Genomic DNA, 20,406 nt, shown 5'->3' with positions numbered 1-20,406 from the left:
TCCAGCAATTTTTTAACGGGTTGTGATGTCGTATTTTTCTGAACCATTCACTTATGTCCATCGTATAAAGTAAAATCATGATGATAATTTATAAAGCACGTGATTTTACGACATTACCTGATAGATTATTGGACGAAATATTTTATGCATTACGTTAGCTTTTATGAACCCATCAAAGCACAAGATTTCTGGAAATGGGCATATTCTGACTTCATGTCAAACGCCCTGCGCGGAGTATTGGCCGAGTATATTATTGCCTGTGCAACAGGCTGTGCGCACAAGTCCAGAACAGAATGGGATGCCTACGATTTAGTGACCGAAGATGGTTTAAAAATAGAAGTCAAGTCCTCCGGCTATCTGCAAACATGGCAGCAGAAAAAACACAGTGCTATTCGGTTTGATATTGGTCACAAACGGGCTTGGGATGCACAAACTAATATCTTATCTTCACAAGCGGTGCGCTCAACAGGAAGACCAGTCGCGAATTGAGGATATAACCGATGAATTAGATATAATTTTGTTTAACGACCTTGTGATGTGCGTATCACCTGTCTTGGATTCGCAATTCGGTACCTGACCCTGGTTTTGCGCCCATTTCAGCCGGATGACGCTTACCATGAAAAATAAATTTAAGAAATATAAGTTTTTTCCGTACTTAAACTATAGTGCTTATATCTTATTTTCTCACGGACTTGATCAAGCAGTTTCTTTGCGGGCGGCACTGTCGTATTTACTTGTATCATTTACTTTATTCAATTCTTGGATTTATATTAAAATACATGATCATAATTAATCACAACTACGATTATACGACATCACATACAAGATTATTGGACAAAATGTCTTATATATTACGTTAGTGGCCAAGTAGCATGAGCACTCTCGAAGATGTCAGGGCTGCGGTCCTAGAACTAAGCAGCAGCTTCCCTCGGCCGGGGCTTTTGCTCTCGGTCAGCGAGCCCTACGACCTGCACACATCGTTCGCTTCCACCTACCCCAACGCCGGGAGCGCTGGTGTCTACGTCTTGCTAAATGAGGCTGGTATTGTTCTGCGCGTTGGGAAGGCGTCGTGTGGTAGGACGATTGGCCATCGTCTCGGAGACTATTTCAGGTGGGGAGATAAGGTTCTTGGCAAAGGGGTTGCAAAGAACGATACGTTCAAAGATGTTCGTTACATCGCAACCATTGCCGTTCCAAAGGATCGAGCATTTGAAGCGCCCGCAATTGAGGAGTTCTTGCTTAGAAGACTTGAATCTCCACTCAATTCTCTGGGCATGAGTTTCCACATAAGGAATAGTGCACGTGTCGATTAACTGGGCCGAAAGAGAAAGAGACACAAATAGATTGGTGCGGGTCGTCGCGCGTCATGTATTTAACACTAATTCAACGAGCCCTGAAAATGTATTTGGTCTTGCCAAACTAGCTTGGATTACAAATAGCTACGAAGGAGATAATCCTGCATATATTGAAAGCACCAAGATTCCCGCACTTGGAAATGCGCTTAGTATTAACTTTGCAGGTCATTCGCTTGATGAAGTGGCACAGCAGTGCGTGGCAATAACTGGATCGACAGAAATTGGCGGGCTTGTTCGCCGCCACACGGGATTTACTAACTTCTATGGGGCTTATCGGAACAGCGTCCGAGGGTGGATAGAAGAACATCATAAAGAGTTGGAGCAGCTTTTTTTCGCTGCGTTTCAAGCAACGAGCATTGGTGACAGAAGGAAGCTGATCGCTAGGCTCGAATGCCTGCCGGGTATTCCGAAAGCAAATCATCCTGAACAATTGATGAAAGCAGAATATTTTGTCACGCCGGCACTATTCTCACTCGATCCGGATGTCTGTTTCCCACTGATAAACGGAAATGAATGGGTTCAGAATGTGCTTGTTTCGCTTAATGTGGTGGGGTCTTCACTGTCGAATCAGTTCGCGGCGATGTCGGGCATGATTGGCGAGTCTGGAATTTCCGACGCTGCAGATTTAGATCAAGTTGGCAGGGCGATGGGGCGCGATGCTGTGGACTTCGTTCGGACGTCGACAAGAGCCCCCACGAAGCGCTTGTTGGCTCGAAAAGACACAAAGACCGTCACTCAACTTTCGCTAAAGGACGAGTCAGATGTGGATGTGATATCACGTAGCGGAAAACGGGTTCATCGGCGCCTGCACAACCAGCTTACCAACGCATTTCTTGATGTCATGGAAGATTACTTGCTCATTGAAGGTGACAGTGAAGATTGCATGTTCGACGTTCTGGTTAAGAATTACGATGGTGAGAAGAATGACCTTTTAGTTGAGACCAAAAGCACTACCAATAGCGCAAATATAAGAATGGCTGTTGGTCAGTTGTATCACTATTGGTACGTAATTGGCGGAGACGTTGATGAAGCACATCTTGCGATACTTTTACCGTCAATGCCTGAATCAAGGGACCGTCTTTTTCTTTCTGCAATGGGAATTGGAGTGTTGTGGTTTGAATGTGGAAAATTGGTCACTTCTGATGACTGGCTGGCACACCTCGCAAATGAAAGCTAACAAATCGTTGCAAGGGACGTTTGACCCGCTGCCCATTTTTGCTACCGCAAAAATGGGCATCACCTCAAACGCCCCTGAACTCAGGCGTTAGGTATCGCAGGCACCATCCTCCGCTATCCTCAACAAAATGGCCATTCCCGACTATCAGACCTGCATGCTTCCGTTTCTCCGGTATCTATCCGATGGAACAGAACACACTCTTCGCGATGCTGAAGAGAGCCTGGCAGGGCACTTCAAACTGACCCCGGCGGAGCGCGCCGAGCTTCTGCCTTCTGGTCAACAGGGCATCTTCAAGAACCGGATTGGGTGGGCGCGCACATACCTGAAGAAGGCAGCTCTCCTTGAATCGCCAAAACGCGCGGTGTTCAAGATTACTGAGCGCGGCCTCAAGACGCTTGCCTCGAACCCGAGTAGGATCGACGTCAAGTACCTGGAACAATTCCCCGAGTTCATCGAGTTTCGCGAGGCCTCAAAACCGCAGAACGGCGCTGTGGCAGTAGCCGAGCTACCGCAATCAAAGACCACACCGGAGGAGGCAATCGAACTCGCGCACCAGGGCTTACGCGAACAACTCGCTGTGGAACTCCTTAGTCGCATTCTCGGTTGCTCACCAACATTCTTCGAGCAACTCGTCGTAGAGTTGCTTGTCAAGATGGGTTACGGCGGCTCACGTCGAGACGCAGGGGAACGAATCGGGCAAACTGGCGACGGTGGAATCGACGGAATTATTAAGGAAGATAGACTCGGACTCGACACGATCTTCATCCAAGCAAAGCGTTGGCAGGGGTCAGTCGGTAGGCCTGAGATTCAGAAATTCGTCGGCGCTCTACAAGGACATCGTGCAAAGAAGGGCGTATTCATCACAACTTCCAGTTACACCGCCGAGGCCGCTGACTACGCAACGCGCATCGATACAAAGGTCGTACTCATCGACGGCAAGCAACTCGCCGGCCTGATGATCGACTTTGACGTTGGTGTCTCTCCAGCCGCAACATACGTAGTCAAGAGGATCGACTCAGATTACTTCGAGGAGTCGTAAGGCGATGCCTAACCATTCGCTCAACCGGAGCGTCAACGGCGGACCGCCCGGTTAGCTCGAACGATATGACCACAGAAAGAAAATCCGTTTGCATACAACAAGGTATCAGTCCTGGAATTAATAATAGCACAGATGAATTAAGTGCAATTTTGTTGAGCGCCTTTGTAAAAAGCACGAAGTTCTGACGCCGATATGCTGTCGCTGGCAGCTACCTCCTTGATCGAGTCGTTGTGCCCGCCTCACCGCGAACGGTGGCGTCAAAACACATTCCTAGATTTTTGTGCGGTAAAGATAGAATTTATATACCATGATAACTTTTGAATTCGACCAAACAAAAAACCAGGTCAACCTTAAAAATTGGTTAATGCACGAAATTGGGCGCCCATGAAATCACATAACAAAATGCTCAAGTACGTTCCGGCATCAAGTACCTCCACAGGACGCCCAATGCTACGCATCGTGCGTCTCTTAACTCTGCGTTAGGCCGCACCATCAGATCATGAACGTCGAAGAATACAACACCGTGCGGCGATCAGATTGGCGGAACGCAATTGCGTGGTCACTTCGGCGCCCCTATCGTGCGGCGTTTGTTGTAGGTTTACTAGCGCTCGCGGGAACAGGAAGTGTCCTCGGTTACTTTCGCTGGCAGCTTCCGCTTTTGCAATGGTCTTTTGCGGCCATTTGCTGGTTTGTGGCACTCGCCCTTTTAGCCAGATTGGTCGTTCGAATTCGAAAAAGAGAATGAATATTTTCGCTACCAGTTTGCAGCGGGCTTGTTGGCGTCGAGCTCAGACGACTCTGCCCCCGGGTCGCACACCAACCGTCATTGACTAGGCGCACTCGCATTTACAGGCAGGTGGCAAGGCGTCCTATCAGGCCGTTGAAAAACTATCTGCGTTGCTTCCGGTGTTAAAAACAGGTTCACAATGCTCATTTATTAAGCATAAACTGCGCTTTTCGCCTGCTTTTGCCTTGTATCAACTGCCTCGAATACGTTTTTCAGCCGCCTCAGTCTGTTAATCAGCTTCTTTCTGCATTACGCTTTGAAACAATTCAGATTCAACCAAACGATTCAGCCATTGAATCAGATAATCATATTGTGAAGCATAAAACCAATCCGGATTAACATTGCAAAACTGCCGGACGAAAGGAAAGATGGCCATATCAGCCAATGTATAGCGGCCATACAGCAGGTAGCCGTCCTTAGTCAGCCGTGCATTCAGGTCAGCTAAAAAGGGTTCGGCCTGTTCGCGGTAATAAGCTTCGGAATGCTCCGGAAAGCGGACGGCATATTTATAAAGATCCAACGCCGGTTTAAACGATTCGTCATTTTGCTTGATCAAGGACATGAGTTCGTTCGATTTTTCCTGATCATCCTCCAGCCAATGCTCAGGATCATTGATGGAAAGCGCCCATTGCATGATGTCCAGACTTTGTTCAAGTACTCTGCCATCGGCAAACTTTAACACCGGCACAGTGCCTTTCGGTGAACATTCAAGCATTTCTTTCGGTTTGGCGCGCAGACTGACTTCCTGCATCGCTACTTCGACTCCGCTGATTTTAATGGCCAATCGGGCACGCATCGCATAGGGACAGCGGCGGAATGTGTACAGGAGCGGTTTCATAATTCGATTACGTTTCCGATTCTTTTAAGAAGCCGAGCGATTCTGGTCTCGATTTCTTTTGATTAAATCATAAGCAGTCTGCACTTCTTTGGCTTGCTCAGTGGCCATCGCGACCATTTCCTCCGGCACGCCCTGCCCCATCAATTTGTCCGGATGATATTGACTCATTAATTTGCGATACGCCCGCTTGATTTCCTGATCTGTACTATCATTACTGACACCTAGCGCTCGGTATGCGTCCTCTAATGCACTGGGTGAGCTTGTTTGCCCACCGGCAAAGTGCATTTGATTCTTCACCATATCGATTAGCTGATCGAATGCCGCCTGATGATACCCAAGGCGCCCGGCGATCTCTCGCAAAAGCGCTTCTTCGGCGGAGTTCAACTGTCCGTCCGATAATCCCATGATAATTAAATACACCAGCAACATCTGTTTCAAGTTACTGGACCCGCCACATACAGCGAGGAATTGATTTAATTGCGGATGAACATCATAGTTAATCGTTGCACCTTGCTTGAATAAGGCAATGGCCTTTAATCGATGTTCATGCGTCATGCCAAGTTTCTGCATGAATTGCTCCACATGCGACACCTCAGTTTCTGAAACACGTCCATCCGATTTGGCCAGTTTGCCCATCAATATGAAAGCGGTTTCCAGAAAAACCGATTGACGGCGCGCAGCATTGAATGGATTCATTCCACCAGAACCGTACGCGTTAAAACGATCTATAAAGCTTCCAACAAAATAGCCCAGGAAGATGCCCAAAAAGCCAAAGATGAAAAACCCGACGAAGGCACCAAGTATTCTAAACAATGAAATTCCAGATCAGTAAATAGGGGGTGGCTATAAGTTACCCTTCGATTGAAAGATGTCAGCCAAATTGTCAGCGGTTTTCTTGAATCATTGTGATGCTGCTGTCCATTGCTCAGGTGTCAGTGTTTTCATCGATAGCGCATGAATCTCCTGCTTCATTCGCCCCCCCAGTGATTTATATACCAACTGATGCTGTTGCACTACATTCTTCCCCTTAAATTCGGAACTGACGATCAGAGCATGAAAATGAACCCCGTCGTCTCCCTCCACCAGCACATGTTCACAGGGTAACGATGATTCAATATATGTTTTAACGTTCTCTGCGGTAAGCATTTCAATTCTCCTTCATACATTATGAGTAATTAAAGTACAGCTACTATTTTACTGTCTCAGCTTATATCCGGTTCTAAGCAAATTGATGGTCAGAGCGGATATCGCTATCATGCTGACAGATACAATCAATAAGCTTAGATGAGGCGAAATATCCGATACACCAAAGAATCCGTAGCGAAACCCATCAATCATATAAAAAAATGGATTAAGGTGAGATAAATACTGCCAACCCGCTGGCAGCGAATGAATGGTGTAAAAAACGCCTGATAAAAACGTGAGCGGTAAAATTATAAAATTCTGAAAAGCGGCCAATTGATCAAACTTATCTGCCAGAATTCCTGCAATTAATCCCAATGCGCCCAGTATTGCACTTCCCAGAATGACAAACAATATTGCCCAATGCGGTAATAGTAGCGGAATATCAAAAAATATCAATGTGACCAGATAAACACCGAGACCCACCAAAAGCCCCCGAACAATGGAGGCCAGAATATAGGCAAAAAATATGGCACGATACGTGATGGGCGAAAGCAGTACAAAAACGATGTTGCCGCTAATTTTGGATTGAATCATGCTGGAAGATGAATTAGCAAAGGCATTCTGGATCACTGACATCATGATCAATCCAGGAATTAGAAAAACGGCATACGCTATATCCGGGTAAACTTCCACCCGCGTCTCTAACACGTGAAAAAAAACCAGCAGATACAATAAAGTAGAAACCATCGGCGCTATGATGGTTTGAAAACCAACTTTCCAGAAACGCAGCAATTCTTTATGCAGCAAGGTAAAAAAACCGGTCATTGTAATTTATTCCCGCTATTTCTGATGAGATTGACAAAAGCATCTTCCAGATCAGGCTGCTGCAGGTACATTTCCTGAATGTGTGTATTTTCAGATCTCAAAACCGACAAAATAAATTCTATTTGCGCATAATTGTCTATTCGCAATTCATACAGGCCATTAAAATAACTTTGCTTGAGCTGCTGCAGTGCCAAAGGTAAATGATCAGGCGACAACCTTATTCTCAGCGAATTGACTGCAGCCAATTTTCCAATCAGATTCTGCGTGCTATCCAGTGCAATAATCCTGCCTGCTTTGAGCATCGCCACGCGGCTGCACATGGTTTCCGCTTCTTCCAGATAATGCGTAGTCAGAACAATCGTATGTCCATCCTGGTTGAGTTGCCTGATAAAATCCCATAGGGTCTGGCGTAATTCCACATCCACACCCGCAGTCGGCTCATCCAGAATAATGACCGGTGGTTTGTGTACCAGCGCTTGTGCAACCAGAACACGCCGCTTCATGCCACCGGATAAAGAGCGCATATTCGCATTGGCCTTGTCGGTTAAATCAAGGCGTTCAATAATTTCGTCCACCCAGGGAGCATTGTGTTTTATTCCGTAATAACCCGATTGGATGAGTAAAACCTCGCGCACACTGAAAAAAGGATCATATACCAATTCCTGGGGAACTACACCCAGACTCCGCCGCGCCTGTTGGTATTGTGTAATAACGTTGTGCCCCATTACATTGACCGAGCCACTATTGGCCAGAGTCAAGCCGGCAATAATATTGATCAACGTTGTTTTTCCGGCACCATTGGGGCCCAGCAGCGCAAAAAATTCTCCCGGACGGATTTCCAGATCAATATCGACTAATGCGCGCACACTCCCAAAGTCTTTGCACACACGTTCGATTTCAATCGCAGACAACATCATAAGAAGAATTTAACGACAAGAACTTCAGCGACAGCAAAACCCCATCGGATCAAGGATTGCCTGGGTCTGTGACCGGGGATAACGGAATCGGAATTAATTCCGCCACCCCATATAATTGGATCAGGCTTGTGAGACTTTCAGGCATATTAATGACCTGCAGCTTATGGGTATGTTTGCGTGTTGCACGCAACCACTCAAGCAACATGCTGACAATGGTTGAATCTACTGCAGACACTTTCTCCAGATCAATAGTGAGTGGCTGATCATCAAACAGCGCAATTCCTTCTTGTGTCAGCAGCACAACATTATCAATCGTGACCGAACCCTGCACAATAATTTTGCCACTCTCGCGAAAAATCATTGTGGCGCAAGAATCTGATCGATTCACCGCCACAAACTACCTTTTTCCTTCAAGCGATTTGTTTTTATCCGTCAAGGCTTTCAAAAGCCCTTCCACGCCCCCCTTACGAACCTGACTGTTGAATGATCCGCGATAATTCGTCACCAGACTCACGCCAGCTACTGTGACATCATAGACTTTCCAGCCATCCGACTCTTTTTCCATACTGTAATCAATCGGAACAGGCTCTTTTCCGCTGCCTTGAATCACTACGGTACGCACCTTGGTCTCAGTACGATCACCCAGCGCAGGCAATGGATTTACTTTTATCGTTTCATCATGATAACTTGTCAATGCGTTGGAATATGTGCGCACCAGCAAGGTACGGAATTCATTCACAATCTTGTTTTGCTGCTCCGGTTGGGCTTTGGACCAATGCTGCCCCATTGCAAGCTGCGTCATGCGCGTAAAATTGAAATGCGGCAGAATTTTAGTCTCGATCAAATCGAACATTTTTTCTCTGTCGCCACTTTTCAGCTCTTCATCTTTCTGGATAATCCCAATGACTTCCTTCACGGTTCTATCCACTAATCTATCCGGCGCCAGATCCACTGACCATGCAGGGAATGCCAGCAAGTTAGAGAACATGAGCACTATTAACCCGAGAAACCTTTTCATCATCACCTCACCAAGTTTTAAATCGTATAAATGTAATACTAACCAACCGGAATAAAATTAACAATCCATTGAATTAAAAAGAATCATCTTCCGCTGCTTTATTAAATAAAAAGCGCCCGATCAATTCCTCAAGCACCATGGCCGAATTGGTTTTCATGATTTTATCACCATCTTTGAGCATGACCTCATCGCCCCCTGCAGCCAGTCCAATGTACTGCTCCCCCAGCAATCCCGATGTCAAAATGCTGGCGAATGTGTCTTTCGGAAATTGAAATCGGGCATCCATGCTCATTATCACGACTGCGTCGTAAGTTTCTGTACTAAAGTAAATATTGGTTACACGCCCAACCACGACCCCTGCACTTTTAACCGGCGCACGAACTTTCAAGCCGCCGATATTTTCAAAATTTCCGGACAGCGTATAGCTTTGCGAAGGACTATAAACATTCAGATTACCGACTTTGAGGCTGAGGATCATGAGTGCAATAATGCCCATAATCACAAACAATCCCACCCATAAATCCATCGTTGTCCGCTGCATTAACTCACCCCTCTAAACATAAAAGCGGTCAAAATAAAATCAAGTCCCAGAATGACTAATGATGAAGTCACAACCGTGCGCGTGGTCGCGCCGGATACGCCTTCTGCCGTCGGCGGTGCATCATATCCTTCAAAAACCGCAATGGCAGTCACCGCCACACCAAAAAAACAACTTTTAATAAATCCGTTTAATATATCAAACCGGAAATCAACCGCGCTTTGCATTTGCGACCAGTATGAACCTTCATCCACGCCGATGAATAACACAGTAACCAAATAACCGCCAAACACACCCATTACTGAAAACATCGCCGCCAGGAATGGCATGGAAATCACGCCAGCCCAGAACCGCGGAGCAACTACACGAGCAATCGGATCAACCGCCATCATCCCCATCGCCGCCAATTGCTCAGTTGCCTTCATCAAACCTATTTCTGCAGTAATGGCTGAACCGGCCCGACTGGCAAACAATAGCGCTGCCACGACCGGACCCAATTCACGTACCAAAGACAGTGCCACCAGCGTGCCAACGGCTGATTCTGAGCCGTATTTTTGTAGCGTCTCGTAGCCCTGCAAACCCAGCACCATCCCCACAAACAAACCGGATACCACGATAATGATCAGCGACAAGACACCGGTAAAATACAGTTCCCGCATGACCAGATTAAACCGGCGCAAGCTGGTACCGGATTTTAATAACACCAGAATAAAAAAACGACTGGCAACACCCAACCGCCAGACACTTTCAATCACACGATGCCCGATATTCTGAATACCGGATACGATCCGCCTAGGCAATGTTATCCTCCAGATTCAGATCCTTCGGATAGGCTTGAGCAGGATAATGAAAAGGCACCGGCCCGTCCTCTTCGCCATGGATGAATTGATGTACAAAAGGCGCGACAGATTCGTGCACTTCTTTAGGCGTGCCTTCGGCTGCTATCACACCATCTGCAATAAAATAAACATAATCAACAATCTTTAGTGATTCATGCACATCGTGCGTCACCACAATCGAGGTCATGCCGAGAGAATCCGTCAGCCTGCGAATCAGATTTCCAATCACACTTAGCGAAATGGGATCCAGCCCGGTAAATGGTTCGTCATACATGATCAACATGGGATCCAGCGCGATTGAGCGCGCTAAAGCCACCCGCCGCGCCATTCCACCGGATAATTCATTGGGCATCAACTGATGCCCGCCGCGCAAACCGACTGCATGCAACTTCATCAATACCAGATCACGAATCATTGATTCCGGCAAATTGGTATGTTCACGCATCTGAAACGCCACATTGTCAAACACAGACAAATCAGTAAACAATGCGCCAAACTGAAACAGCATGCCCATTTTACGTCGCAACTTAAACAGCGCATCACGATCCAGTTCATGCACCACTTCTCCAGCAAACTTTACATATCCGGAAGTGGGCTGAATGGCGCCACTGATTAAACGCAACAACGTTGTTTTGCCCGATCCACTGCCACCCATCACCGCAATGACCTGACCGCGCCGCATGGTCATATCGATGCCATTCAGAATCGCACGCGTGCCGTAGGAAAAATTCAGGTCCTTGACCTCAATCAAAGTTTCAGATGTCATGCCACTACACAGCCAGGTCGATGAAATAAATGATTCCAGAAATTGTCATGATTGAAAGGTTTTAGAAAATTTAGATGTTAAAGCACATGACTCAACATGAAGCAGATATCGGGAAAATTAGATAAGTGTTAATTTTAATCTACTTTTCACTGGAATATTGCGCTATATTTATTTTCTCAGCATTTTTCTTTTATCAGCATTTTTTAGAAAATCCGCATACTAGGCATGATTTTACGCATGATCAAAAAACCTCTTTCGCCCGTGAAGCCGGTTAATATTCAATGGCTCATTGCAGCATTTATTATTCTAGCCTCATGATTATGTGTTTCATCCTGCCAACGTTAGGCTGCTCAAGTTAGTTTCATGCTTGATATCAAGCAATTTTTTCTGATCCCTTACTTGATTCTCAGTCTTGTCACACCCGCACTATCCGCAACCGAAATTTACCGCAGTGTCGATGACCGGGGTCGGATAACCTATTCAGACGTACCCTCAACCGGCGCCAAAAAACTCGATATTATCAGCCAACCGGGGCATCATTTACATTCTGTTGTCAGAGTATACGATGGCGACACCATCATATTGGAAGATAAAAAACAGATTCGTTTGTTAGGCATCAACACTCCTGAAATTGAAAGCAGGTTGCGTGCGGAAGAGCCCGGCGGCGTTGCTGCCAAGAAGTGGCTGCAGACTCAGTTACAGGAAAACAAAGTCTATCTGGAATATGATCAAACCAAGCGAGATAAGTACAAGCGCCTGCTTGCACATGTTTTTACGCCCGATGGCAGACATATTAACCAGGCACTACTGGAAAATGGCCTGGCCTTCGTCAGTATCATCCCACCCAATGTACGTTACAGCGACAAACTGATTCAAGCGCAGCAGCAGGCTGAAAAACAAAAACTCGGCATCTGGTCAATGCCGAGTTATCAACCCAAACCGATCACGCAAATCGCCAACCACAACAAAGGCTGGCAACGATTTACCGGAATCCCCGTATCCATTAAGAAAAGCAGAAAATACACGCGCCTGATATTTGATGACAAGATTGATATACGTATCTTGAATACAAACCTCAATCTGTTCCCTGCATTGAATACTTATCTTGGAAAGTCGATGGAGATTCGAGGCTGGGTATCTCGCAACAAAGATCACTACACCCTGTTAATTCAGCATCCCAGCGCATTGATCATACGATAATCACCTGCGATAACTTAAAACTTCCAGTCACGCTACAAGCTAGGTTTTTTAAAAAGGCTGAACTTAATCATCACGAAATCTGCATTCACCACAACTAACCCAATATCAACATACTTCTGAACTATTTACGATTCTGTGCATCGTCCGGTGTCAAAAACTCTTCCACACAGTCAATTAGCGAAGAATCGCTTCAGCACCTTAATCATATATTCATGATCCTGCACTCCTGCACTTTCACGGATGCTGTGCATCGCCCACATCGGACAACCAATATCGACGCTACGTATGCCGAGATTCGCTGAAGCAATCGGGCCAATCGTACTACCACAGGGCAGGTCGCTACGATGCGAGTAGCGTTGATAAGGGACGTCCGCCTCTTTGCACCAGCGAATAAAATGCGCGGTTGAAATGCTTTCAGAGCTGTAGCGTCGATTCGCATTGGATTTAATTGCCGGCCCTTGGTTGACAATCACGCTATGGTCAGCTTCATAAGCCGAAGCAAAGTTGGGATGATAAGCATGCGCCATATCTGCGCTGATCAAAAAACTATTCGCAGACGCGCATGACATGGCTTCGCGATCCGATGAAGTCGCGATACTGACTCGCTGCAATATGTCGGTTAAAAAACTGCCGGCAGCTCCGATATGGCTTCTACTGCCGATTTCTTCATGATCGAAAAAGGCGCAAACCAGTGTGCTTGCAGAAGTGTTTAGTACAGCATCGTCCAGCAAAGCTTGCAATCCGGCATGGCAAGATGCCAGGTTGTCAATCTGACTGTTAGCATAAAATTCCTGGTTTGCACCCCAAAATGCGCCCTTTTGCGTATCGTAAACGGCCAGATCCCAGGACAAGATCTGTGCAGCTTCTATCTCTGCTGCCTGCGCCAATAATGCGACAAAATAAGGCTGTGGCGGCAATTGATCTGCGGTCAATTGCGCGAACAATAGAAATAGCTCATTTTGCTTATGCAACTTCAATCCGTCTTCATTGACCCCCCGATTCAAGTGAATCGCAAGATTCGGCAAGCGCACTAATGATTGATCGAATCGCACTAATTTGTGCGAGAGATTTCCTTTACCATCAACATAGCTTACTCGCCCGGCCAAACTTAAGTCACGGTCGGTAAATGTTGCAAGGATCGGTCCGCCGTAAATTTCAACGCCAATCCTGGCAATGTCATTGCTCGCGGTCGCAGCGTTCGGTCTGATGCGGAATCCCGGTGAATCCGTATGTGCTCCCACAATCTTGAAACCCGCTTCAGCAGGCGCTTTATGTCCCAACACAAACAACACGACCGAAGAGTCATCGCGCACCACGTAATATCGACCGCCTGCCTGCAACTGCCATTTGACCGCCTCATCAAGCTTAACAAACTGAAATGGCTGTATCGCAGCTTCTACCGAAGCAACGGCATGCCAGGGACTCGGGCTTTCATCGATGAAATCCAGCAAATGCTGTACGTATTGTTTTGCATTCATTTTTTAAATTCTGTAGCTTATATTTGATAGATAGAGGTTTATTTATAAAGACAAAAATATACAGCGGACACTTAGTTAATTCGGTACCGGTATAATTCGATTCGACACAGTTAATAATTTTTCATTTTTATTTACTCTAACTTTCCTGACAAGATATTCAGTAGAAATAAATCACACAATAATGCTAACACTTACAGCGAAATCTTATTGCAAAAAAATTCTGGATTTAAAAGCCAAGATATTCTCATTCTCGCGTATGACACTGTATGTCTAACGCTTGGCTGATTTGGCTTGAATTCAGCCTTTGTGCCATGTTGATCGGCTTGGCAGGGACTCAGTTATGCCGTTACGCCAACATCATCGCAGATAAGACCGGTTTGTCAGGAAGCTGGATTGGTCTTATTCTACTTGCCACGGTAACTTCATTGCCTGAACTGATTACAGGAATCAGTGCATTGACATTGGCCAACGTACCCAATATTGCAGTGGGTAGCTTGCTGGGCAGTTGCATTTTTAATTTGGTTATTCTGGTGGTACTGGATTATCTGGTGCGCGGTGAATCATTGTATCGTCGTGCCAGTCCAAGCCACATTCTTTCCGCAGGATTTGGCGTGATACTGATCGGATTTGTAGGATTGAATGTATTGCTGGTCGACAAAGCCAGTTTCAATATTGCGCACATTGGAATTTATACGCCTGCCATCGTATTGTTCTACATTGTTGCCATGCGTGCTCTATATATCCATGAGCGCGCTCGGGTAAAGGAATTCGTTGAAAAAGTCACGGATCGCTACCCAAATATGACTCTGCATCAGGCTTATAGGCGTTATTTGCTGTCCGCATTGGTGGTGATCGCGACCGGGATATATTTACCGTTTGTGGGTACTCAACTGGCTGAAGTGATGGGCTGGCACAATACCTTTGTAGGCACGCTATTCATTGCCGGCATCACTTCGCTCCCTGAACTTGCAGTCAGCATCGCTGCATTTCGCATGGGTGCACTGGATATGGCTATCGCCAATCTATTAGGCAGTAACTTGTTTAATATTCTTATATTGGCACTGGAGGATATAATTTATCTTTCAGGCCCACTCATCACTTACACCTCACCATTACATGCTTTTTCCGCCCTATCGGCAGTTATTATGAGTGGCATCGTCATCGTTGGCTTGGTTTATCGACCCAGCACTCGTCTATTCATCAGCATTGGCTGGGTTAGCCTGAGTCTGTTTACTCTCTATCTGCTAAATACCTATGTGTTTTTTCTGCATGGCGGTGAGTAATTCAACATTATAAACTCTGAATACCTCGCCTTCTCAACACAAATTTCTCAAATTCAATCAGTAAAAATAAAATTAAACTGATCACAATGATCCGTCCCCAAGCTTCTGCATCCAGAGCAGTAGTGCCAAACAATTGTTGCATAACCGACCAGTAGGTAAACAGTAACTGCATTAACAGCAACAAACCGACCGCCAATAATACATAGCGATTGCCGAATAGCCCCTGACGTGAAAAAACGGAAGCCAGCAGATAGCGGCAATTGAACAAATAGACGATTTCACACATCACCAGTACATTCACCACCACCGTTCGACTCAATTCAACACTGGAACCTTGCGTGATTTCCCAGAAATATAGCGCGAAGCTGCCAGCAATCATTAATAAGGAAACAAAGACAATGCGCCATACTAAAAATCCTGACAAAATTGATGCATGGGGATCATGCGGTGGACGCGACATTACCCCACTTTCAGGCCGTTCGAATGAAAGTGAAATCGCCAGCGTCACCGTCGTCACCATATTGATCCACAAAATCTGTACCGGCGTGATGGGCAAAGCCATGCCCAGAATGATGGCGAGGATCAGAATGCCAGCTTCGCCGCCACTGGTGGGAATGATATAAACAACTGTTTTGCGGATATTATCGTAGACTGTGCGACCTTCCTCCACGGCATGAGCAATCGAAGCGAAGTTATCATCTGTCAACACCATTTCTGCAGCTTCTTTAGCGACTTCGGTGCCCTTTTGCCCCATCGCGACACCGATATCGGCACGTTTTAACGCCGGAGCATCATTCACACCATCTCCCGTCATCGCGACAACTTCACCGTTATTCTGCAAAGCAGTCACCAGCCGCAGTTTATGTTCCGGATTTGCGCGTGCAAAAATATCCACGTCTGCAACAACCTGATGCAATTGGACATCATCCATATCATCCAGCTCAATACCCGTGATCGCGCGTTGGCCATCCCCAATCCCTAATTTTGCACCAATGGTACAGGCGGTAATGCAATGATCACCCGTGATCATTTTGACGTGAATGCCAGCCGCATGACATTGCTGCACGGCCGTAATGGCTTCTTCGCGCGGCGGATCGATAATGCCAACCAACCCGAGCAAAGTTAAACCCGCTTCAACATCGGAGATTGAAAGTGTTTGTTGCTTTGCCTGCACCACGCGACTGGCCATCGCAAGCATTCGCTGTCCGGTTTTACTGGTTGCGCTTATCTTGGCACGCCAGAAATCAAGCTGAATCGGATGATCTTCTCCTTGGCTGAGTTGATAGCTGCACATGGCTAAGACTTCTTCCGGCGCACCCTTGACATAAATCAAACCATGTCCGGCATGATCGTGATGCAGCGTTGCCATGAAACGATGTTCAGATTCAAAAGGGATCACATCTGCGCGGGGTAGTGTTTTTTGCTCAGAAATTGGATCCAATTCCGCCTTCATTGCCAGGGTGATAAGTGCGCCTTCGGTCGGATCACCTTGAATTATCCATGTGTCATCACGTTGATGCAGCGATGCCTCATTACATAACAATCCGGCCCGAAACAATTCCAGCATATCAACATAATCAGTAATCTGGATTTCCTTTCCATCCCGACTAAACCCGCCTGTAGGCACATAGCCCACACCACTTACTCGCAACTGATCATGAGCAGTTATGACATTCTGCACGGTCATTTCATTACGCGTCAGCGTGCCGGTCTTATCCGTACAGATGACGGTTACCGCACCCAGTGTTTCAACTGCGGGCAGTCTGCGTACAATAGCGTTGCGTCGCGCCATATTCTGCACCCCCAGAGCCAGCGTAATCGTCATGATAGCGGGCAATCCCTCCGGAATCGCGGCAATAGCCATGCTCACTGCGGCCATAAAAATCTCATCCAGGGGGTAATCCTGCAGTAATAATCCATACCCAAAGATACTCGCAGCCAGCACCAGGATTGCAATCGTCAGCCAGCGACCAAAAATTGCCATTTGTCGCAACAAAGGTGAAGCCAGCTTATCAACCTGCGCGATCATCTGACTAATGCGCCCAATTTCGGTATGCTGACCGGTGGCAACCACAACGCCCATTCCTTGACCATAAACCACCAGCGTGCCTGAATAAGCCATGCAGAAACGATCCCCGATCGCCGTTATGGCTTCAACTGCTTGAATGGATTTTTCGACTGCCTCGGATTCGCCGGTTAATGCAGCCTCTTCAATGCGCAAATTTTTACAACTGAACAACCGCAAATCAGCAGGTATCTTGTCGCCAGATCGCAGCAATACAATATCACCGGGTACCAATTGTTGCGCTGGAATCTGCATTCGTTGCCCTTCGCGCAAGATATTCGCGTTCAGCGACAACATGCGCCGGATTGCATTGAGTGCTTTTTCCGCCTTGCCTTCCTGAATAAAGCCGATGATGGCATTTATGATCACTACACCAAGAATAACGCCGCTATCTATCCAGTGCCCCAGAAATGCCGTCACCACAAATGCACCCAGCAAGATATAAATCAGTACGTTATGAAATTGCAGCAAAAAACGGGTAATGACACTTTCCGTTTTGGGTGGTTTTAAGCGATTGGCGCCATATTTTTCCAAACGAAGTTTTGCTTCCGTTGCAGCCAAACCACTCTGCTCTGTCGCAAATTCTTTCAGAACTTTCTCTACTGAACAGCTATGCCATAAGGCAGTTTCATTAGCAACCCTATCGGAATCATACGACATAAAATTTTCCTTTGACACAAGAAGCAGATGAATAAGGATAGCAGGAATAATTTGTATTTGATTATCCAGTGCAGCTACAATGAATAGCGTGTATTTAACTTTTCAACATAGCTAATGGGGTTTTCTATGAAATATTCTTTCATTCTGGTAACGCTTGTGATTATCCTGTTCTCTACCGTGACTCAGGCTTCCGGCCGCGTGCCTTTTGGACATCAGGTTGGCCCAGTACAAAACTACAGTCGCGCTACAGAACAAATCGCTATTTCCGGACTTATCAGCGAGGGCGGCACGGAAGCATTGGCAGCCACTGGCTTTAAAACTATTATTGACTTACGCACTAAAAATGAAGGAACTGACGAAGAAAAAGCACTCGTCGACAAAGCTGGCATGATGTATTTCAACATTCCAACAACCGTAGCAGGAATCACTAAAGAACAAGTCGCTGCATTTACCAAAATTATTGAATCAGCCCAAAAACCGGCTTTGGTTCACTGTGGATCGGGCAACCGGGCAAGCGCCATGTGGGCCAGCTATCGAATTACCAAAGGAATTGATCCAGAAGCAGCCATTGAAGAGGCCCGTAAATTGGGTTTACGCCCACCACTTGAGGAAAAGTTACGCGAAATCATGCTCAACTGAGTCATCAATTCGGTATTCAGGTTGACATGCAGTTTCAGAAAAACTGACAAACATAACAATTTTGTTGGTGATAGCACCAGAACCAAGAAGCTATGCGAAGGCAATGATTTTATCAGTTAAACGTGAGGAGGCAAGTCTAACTAAACATACATACATACATACATACATAGGAGGTTTCAGATGAATAACGATGATCGCAAACCCACGACAACAGATGCCGGGATTCCTGTTTCCAGCGACGAACATTCGCTCTCCGTGGGGCCCGATGGTCCCATTTTGCTGCAAGACCACTACCTTATTGAGCAAATGGCCAATTTCAATCGGGAACGGATTCCGGAGCGCCAGCCACACGCGAAAGGGGGCGGGGCGTTCGGACACTTCAAGGTAACCCACGATGTCAGCGCCTACACGAAGGCCGCAGTGTTCCAGCCGAGTACGAAAACAGATACGTTGATCCGGTTTTCCACGGTGGCCGGCGAACAGGGCAGCCCGGACACCTGGCGTGACCCGCGCGGCTTCTCATTGAAATTCTATACCGGTGAGGGCAACTACGACATGGTGGGAAACAATACTCCAGTGTTCTTTATTCGCGACCCCATGAAGTTTCAGCATTTCATTCGCTCCCAGAAACGCCGTGCGGACAACGGCCTGCGCGACCACGACATGCAGTGGGACTTCTGGACTCTGTCGCCCGAGTCGGCTCACCAGGTTGCTTGGCTGATGGGTGACCGCGGGATACCGAAGACCTGGCGACACATGAACGGCTATTCCAGCCACACCTACATGTGGGTCAATGGAGACGGCGTGCGTTTCTGGGTGAAGTACCACTTCAAGACCGACCAGGGCATCGACTTCCTCACGCAGACAGAAGCTGACCGGCTGGCCGGCACTGACGGAGACTACCACCGGCGCGACCTGTTCCAGGCGATCAAGCGAGGCGATTATCCCAGTTGGACTCTGAAGGTGCAGATCATGGCCTTCGACGAAGCCAGGACCTACCGGTTCAACCCCTTCGACCTGACCAAAGTATGGCCACACGGTGATTACCCGTTGCACGAGGTTGGTCGTTTGACGCTGGACCGGAACCCGAGCGATTTCCACACCGAGATTGAGCAGGCTGCATTCGAACCCAACAACCTCGTGCCTGGGATCGGTGTCAGTCCGGACAAAATGCTGCTCGGCCGCCTCTTCGCCTACGCCGACGCTCACCGTCACCGACTGGGAGTCAACTACAAACAGATCCCGGTTAACCGGCCAACAGTTCCGGTTCACAGTTACAGCAAGGATGGTGCGATGCGGGTCCAGAACGTGTCCGATCCTGTGTATGCGCCGAACTCGAAAGGGGGCCCGAAGGCAAACGGCACACGCTATCCAGAAACAGCCATCTGGGAGGCCGGCGGCGAGTTCATCCGCGCTGCCTATACTCTGCGCAAAGACGATGACGATTTCGGCCAGGCCGGCACCCTGGTACGTAAGGTAATGAACGACGAGCAGCGGCAACGGTTGGTGTCCAACGTCGTTGGACACCTTAAGGATGGCGTGTCCGCGCCCGTATTACAGCGTGCATTCGAGTACTGGCGTAACATCGACAGAGAAATCGGCGACCAAATATTTAAGGGAGTAAACGGCAGCTCAGCCTAGCCGCGCACAAGTGCCCCACCGAGCTGTTATGGTATTCCTTCCAGAGCGTGGGGCTTGACGTAATCCTCAATTGAAAACAGCGGACGACTCCTAACACTGATCCACAACGATATTCCCATAGAAAATACAGCAAATCCTTATTGTAGTTTCGACCCTGTAAGAGAACCGGCAATACCACGACCTATCAACATGCGTGTTAGTGCTCCAGCAGCGAAA

General features: G+C 47.1%; 20 protein-coding genes. 8 read left to right on the top strand and 12 right to left on the bottom strand.

Translation table 11 applies throughout. The annotated features are described in order from the left end of the window. The first annotated feature begins 144 nt into the window (after positions 1-144). The 4 genes from C7H79_RS07895 (at position 145) to C7H79_RS07875 (ending at position 3,571) form a co-directional block, all read left to right on the top strand. Positions 145-489, top strand: a complete 345-nt coding sequence (locus C7H79_RS07895; protein WP_106706743.1) for a hypothetical protein — start codon at positions 145-147, stop codon at positions 487-489. Positions 490-1,025: 536 nt separating this feature from the next. Further along, positions 1,026-1,313: a hypothetical protein gene (locus C7H79_RS07885; RefSeq protein ID WP_147383573.1), complete on the top strand. Its 288-nt coding sequence runs from the start codon at positions 1,026-1,028 to the stop codon at positions 1,311-1,313. After that, positions 1,303-2,532, top strand: a complete 1,230-nt coding sequence (locus C7H79_RS07880) for a hypothetical protein (RefSeq protein WP_106706741.1) — start codon at positions 1,303-1,305, stop codon at positions 2,530-2,532. Before C7H79_RS07885 ends, C7H79_RS07880 begins: the two co-directional genes overlap by 11 nt. A 127-nt stretch (positions 2,533-2,659) precedes the next feature. After that, positions 2,660-3,571: a restriction endonuclease gene (locus C7H79_RS07875; protein ID WP_106706740.1), complete on the top strand. Its 912-nt coding sequence runs from the start codon at positions 2,660-2,662 to the stop codon at positions 3,569-3,571. 1,016 nt (positions 3,572-4,587) lie between these two features. Here C7H79_RS07875 and C7H79_RS07865 read toward each other — a convergent pair. The 10 genes from C7H79_RS07865 to C7H79_RS07820 form a co-directional block, all read right to left on the bottom strand. Then, a complete protein-coding gene (locus tag C7H79_RS07865; RefSeq protein ID WP_106706738.1) occupies positions 4,588-5,196 on the bottom strand; it encodes a glutathione S-transferase in 609 nt (202 codons plus the stop codon). 24 nt (positions 5,197-5,220) lie between these two features. Continuing rightward, entirely contained in the window at positions 5,221-6,009 is a 789-nt protein-coding gene (gene djlA / locus C7H79_RS07860) for a co-chaperone DjlA (RefSeq protein WP_106706737.1), read from the bottom strand. Between the two features lie 87 nt (positions 6,010-6,096). Then, on the bottom strand, positions 6,097-6,342 hold the full coding sequence (locus C7H79_RS07855) for a BolA family protein (protein ID WP_106706736.1): 246 nt from the start codon (positions 6,340-6,342) through the stop codon (positions 6,097-6,099). 48 nt (positions 6,343-6,390) lie between these two features. Continuing rightward, positions 6,391-7,146 (bottom strand): ABC transporter permease, encoded by a 756-nt coding sequence (locus C7H79_RS07850; protein ID WP_106706735.1) that lies wholly within the window; start codon positions 7,144-7,146, stop codon positions 6,391-6,393. After that, the gene (locus tag C7H79_RS07845) at positions 7,143-8,060 is read right to left on the bottom strand and encodes an ABC transporter ATP-binding protein (protein WP_106706734.1); all 918 of its coding nucleotides are present in this window, start codon (positions 8,058-8,060) and stop codon (positions 7,143-7,145) included. Before C7H79_RS07845 ends, C7H79_RS07850 begins: the two co-directional genes overlap by 4 nt. A 52-nt stretch (positions 8,061-8,112) precedes the next feature. Next, entirely contained in the window at positions 8,113-8,424 is a 312-nt protein-coding gene (locus C7H79_RS07840; RefSeq protein WP_242447195.1) for an STAS domain-containing protein, read from the bottom strand. 36 nt (positions 8,425-8,460) lie between these two features. Then, complete coding sequence (locus tag C7H79_RS07835; protein ID WP_106706732.1) at positions 8,461-9,081, bottom strand: MlaC/ttg2D family ABC transporter substrate-binding protein; 621 nt, start codon at positions 9,079-9,081, stop codon at positions 8,461-8,463. 73 nt (positions 9,082-9,154) lie between these two features. Beyond that, the gene (gene mlaD / locus C7H79_RS07830) at positions 9,155-9,622 is read right to left on the bottom strand and encodes an outer membrane lipid asymmetry maintenance protein MlaD (RefSeq protein WP_106706731.1); all 468 of its coding nucleotides are present in this window, start codon (positions 9,620-9,622) and stop codon (positions 9,155-9,157) included. Beyond that, a complete protein-coding gene (mlaE, locus tag C7H79_RS07825) occupies positions 9,622-10,419 on the bottom strand; it encodes a lipid asymmetry maintenance ABC transporter permease subunit MlaE (protein WP_106706730.1) in 798 nt (265 codons plus the stop codon). The genes mlaD and mlaE overlap by 1 nt, the downstream gene beginning before the upstream one ends. Further along, positions 10,412-11,224 carry an ABC transporter ATP-binding protein gene (locus tag C7H79_RS07820; protein ID WP_106706729.1) on the bottom strand — a complete coding sequence of 271 codons (813 nt, stop codon included), beginning with the start codon at positions 11,222-11,224 and terminating at the stop codon, positions 10,412-10,414. The genes mlaE and C7H79_RS07820 overlap by 8 nt, the downstream gene beginning before the upstream one ends. A gap of 363 nt (positions 11,225-11,587) precedes the next feature. On the opposite strand from C7H79_RS07820, the gene C7H79_RS07815 reads away from it, so the two are divergent. Next, the gene (locus C7H79_RS07815) at positions 11,588-12,424 is read left to right on the top strand and encodes a thermonuclease family protein (protein WP_106706728.1); all 837 of its coding nucleotides are present in this window, start codon (positions 11,588-11,590) and stop codon (positions 12,422-12,424) included. 170 nt (positions 12,425-12,594) lie between these two features. Here C7H79_RS07815 and C7H79_RS07810 read toward each other — a convergent pair whose 3' ends face one another. Continuing rightward, positions 12,595-13,902 carry a M18 family aminopeptidase gene (locus C7H79_RS07810; protein ID WP_106706727.1) on the bottom strand — a complete coding sequence of 436 codons (1,308 nt, stop codon included), beginning with the start codon at positions 13,900-13,902 and terminating at the stop codon, positions 12,595-12,597. Positions 13,903-14,168: 266 nt separating this feature from the next. Between C7H79_RS07810 and C7H79_RS07805 the strand changes: the two genes are divergently transcribed. Then, a complete protein-coding gene (locus C7H79_RS07805; protein WP_106706726.1) occupies positions 14,169-15,185 on the top strand; it encodes a sodium:calcium antiporter in 1,017 nt (338 codons plus the stop codon). 7 nt (positions 15,186-15,192) lie between these two features. On the opposite strand, the gene C7H79_RS07800 is transcribed toward C7H79_RS07805, so the two are convergent. Continuing rightward, on the bottom strand, positions 15,193-17,910 hold the full coding sequence (locus tag C7H79_RS07800) for a cation-transporting P-type ATPase (protein ID WP_106706725.1): 2,718 nt from the start codon (positions 17,908-17,910) through the stop codon (positions 15,193-15,195). Positions 17,911-18,036: 126 nt separating this feature from the next. Between C7H79_RS07800 and C7H79_RS07795 the strand changes: the two genes are divergently transcribed. Together C7H79_RS07795 and C7H79_RS07790 are read left to right on the top strand one after the other, a co-directional pair. Beyond that, the gene (locus C7H79_RS07795; RefSeq protein ID WP_106706724.1) at positions 18,037-18,549 is read left to right on the top strand and encodes a protein tyrosine phosphatase family protein; all 513 of its coding nucleotides are present in this window, start codon (positions 18,037-18,039) and stop codon (positions 18,547-18,549) included. A 180-nt stretch (positions 18,550-18,729) separates the two neighbouring features. Continuing rightward, positions 18,730-20,190 (top strand): catalase, encoded by a 1,461-nt coding sequence (locus C7H79_RS07790; RefSeq protein WP_106706723.1) that lies wholly within the window; start codon positions 18,730-18,732, stop codon positions 20,188-20,190. Positions 20,191-20,406 lie beyond the last annotated feature (216 nt).

It is taken from the genome of Nitrosomonas supralitoralis (assembly GCF_003011925.2).
Lineage (GTDB): Bacteria > Pseudomonadota > Gammaproteobacteria > Burkholderiales > Nitrosomonadaceae > Nitrosomonas > Nitrosomonas supralitoralis.
The sequence above is the reverse complement of the archived record's forward strand: the minus strand, read 5'-3'. Positions and strand labels throughout refer to the sequence as shown.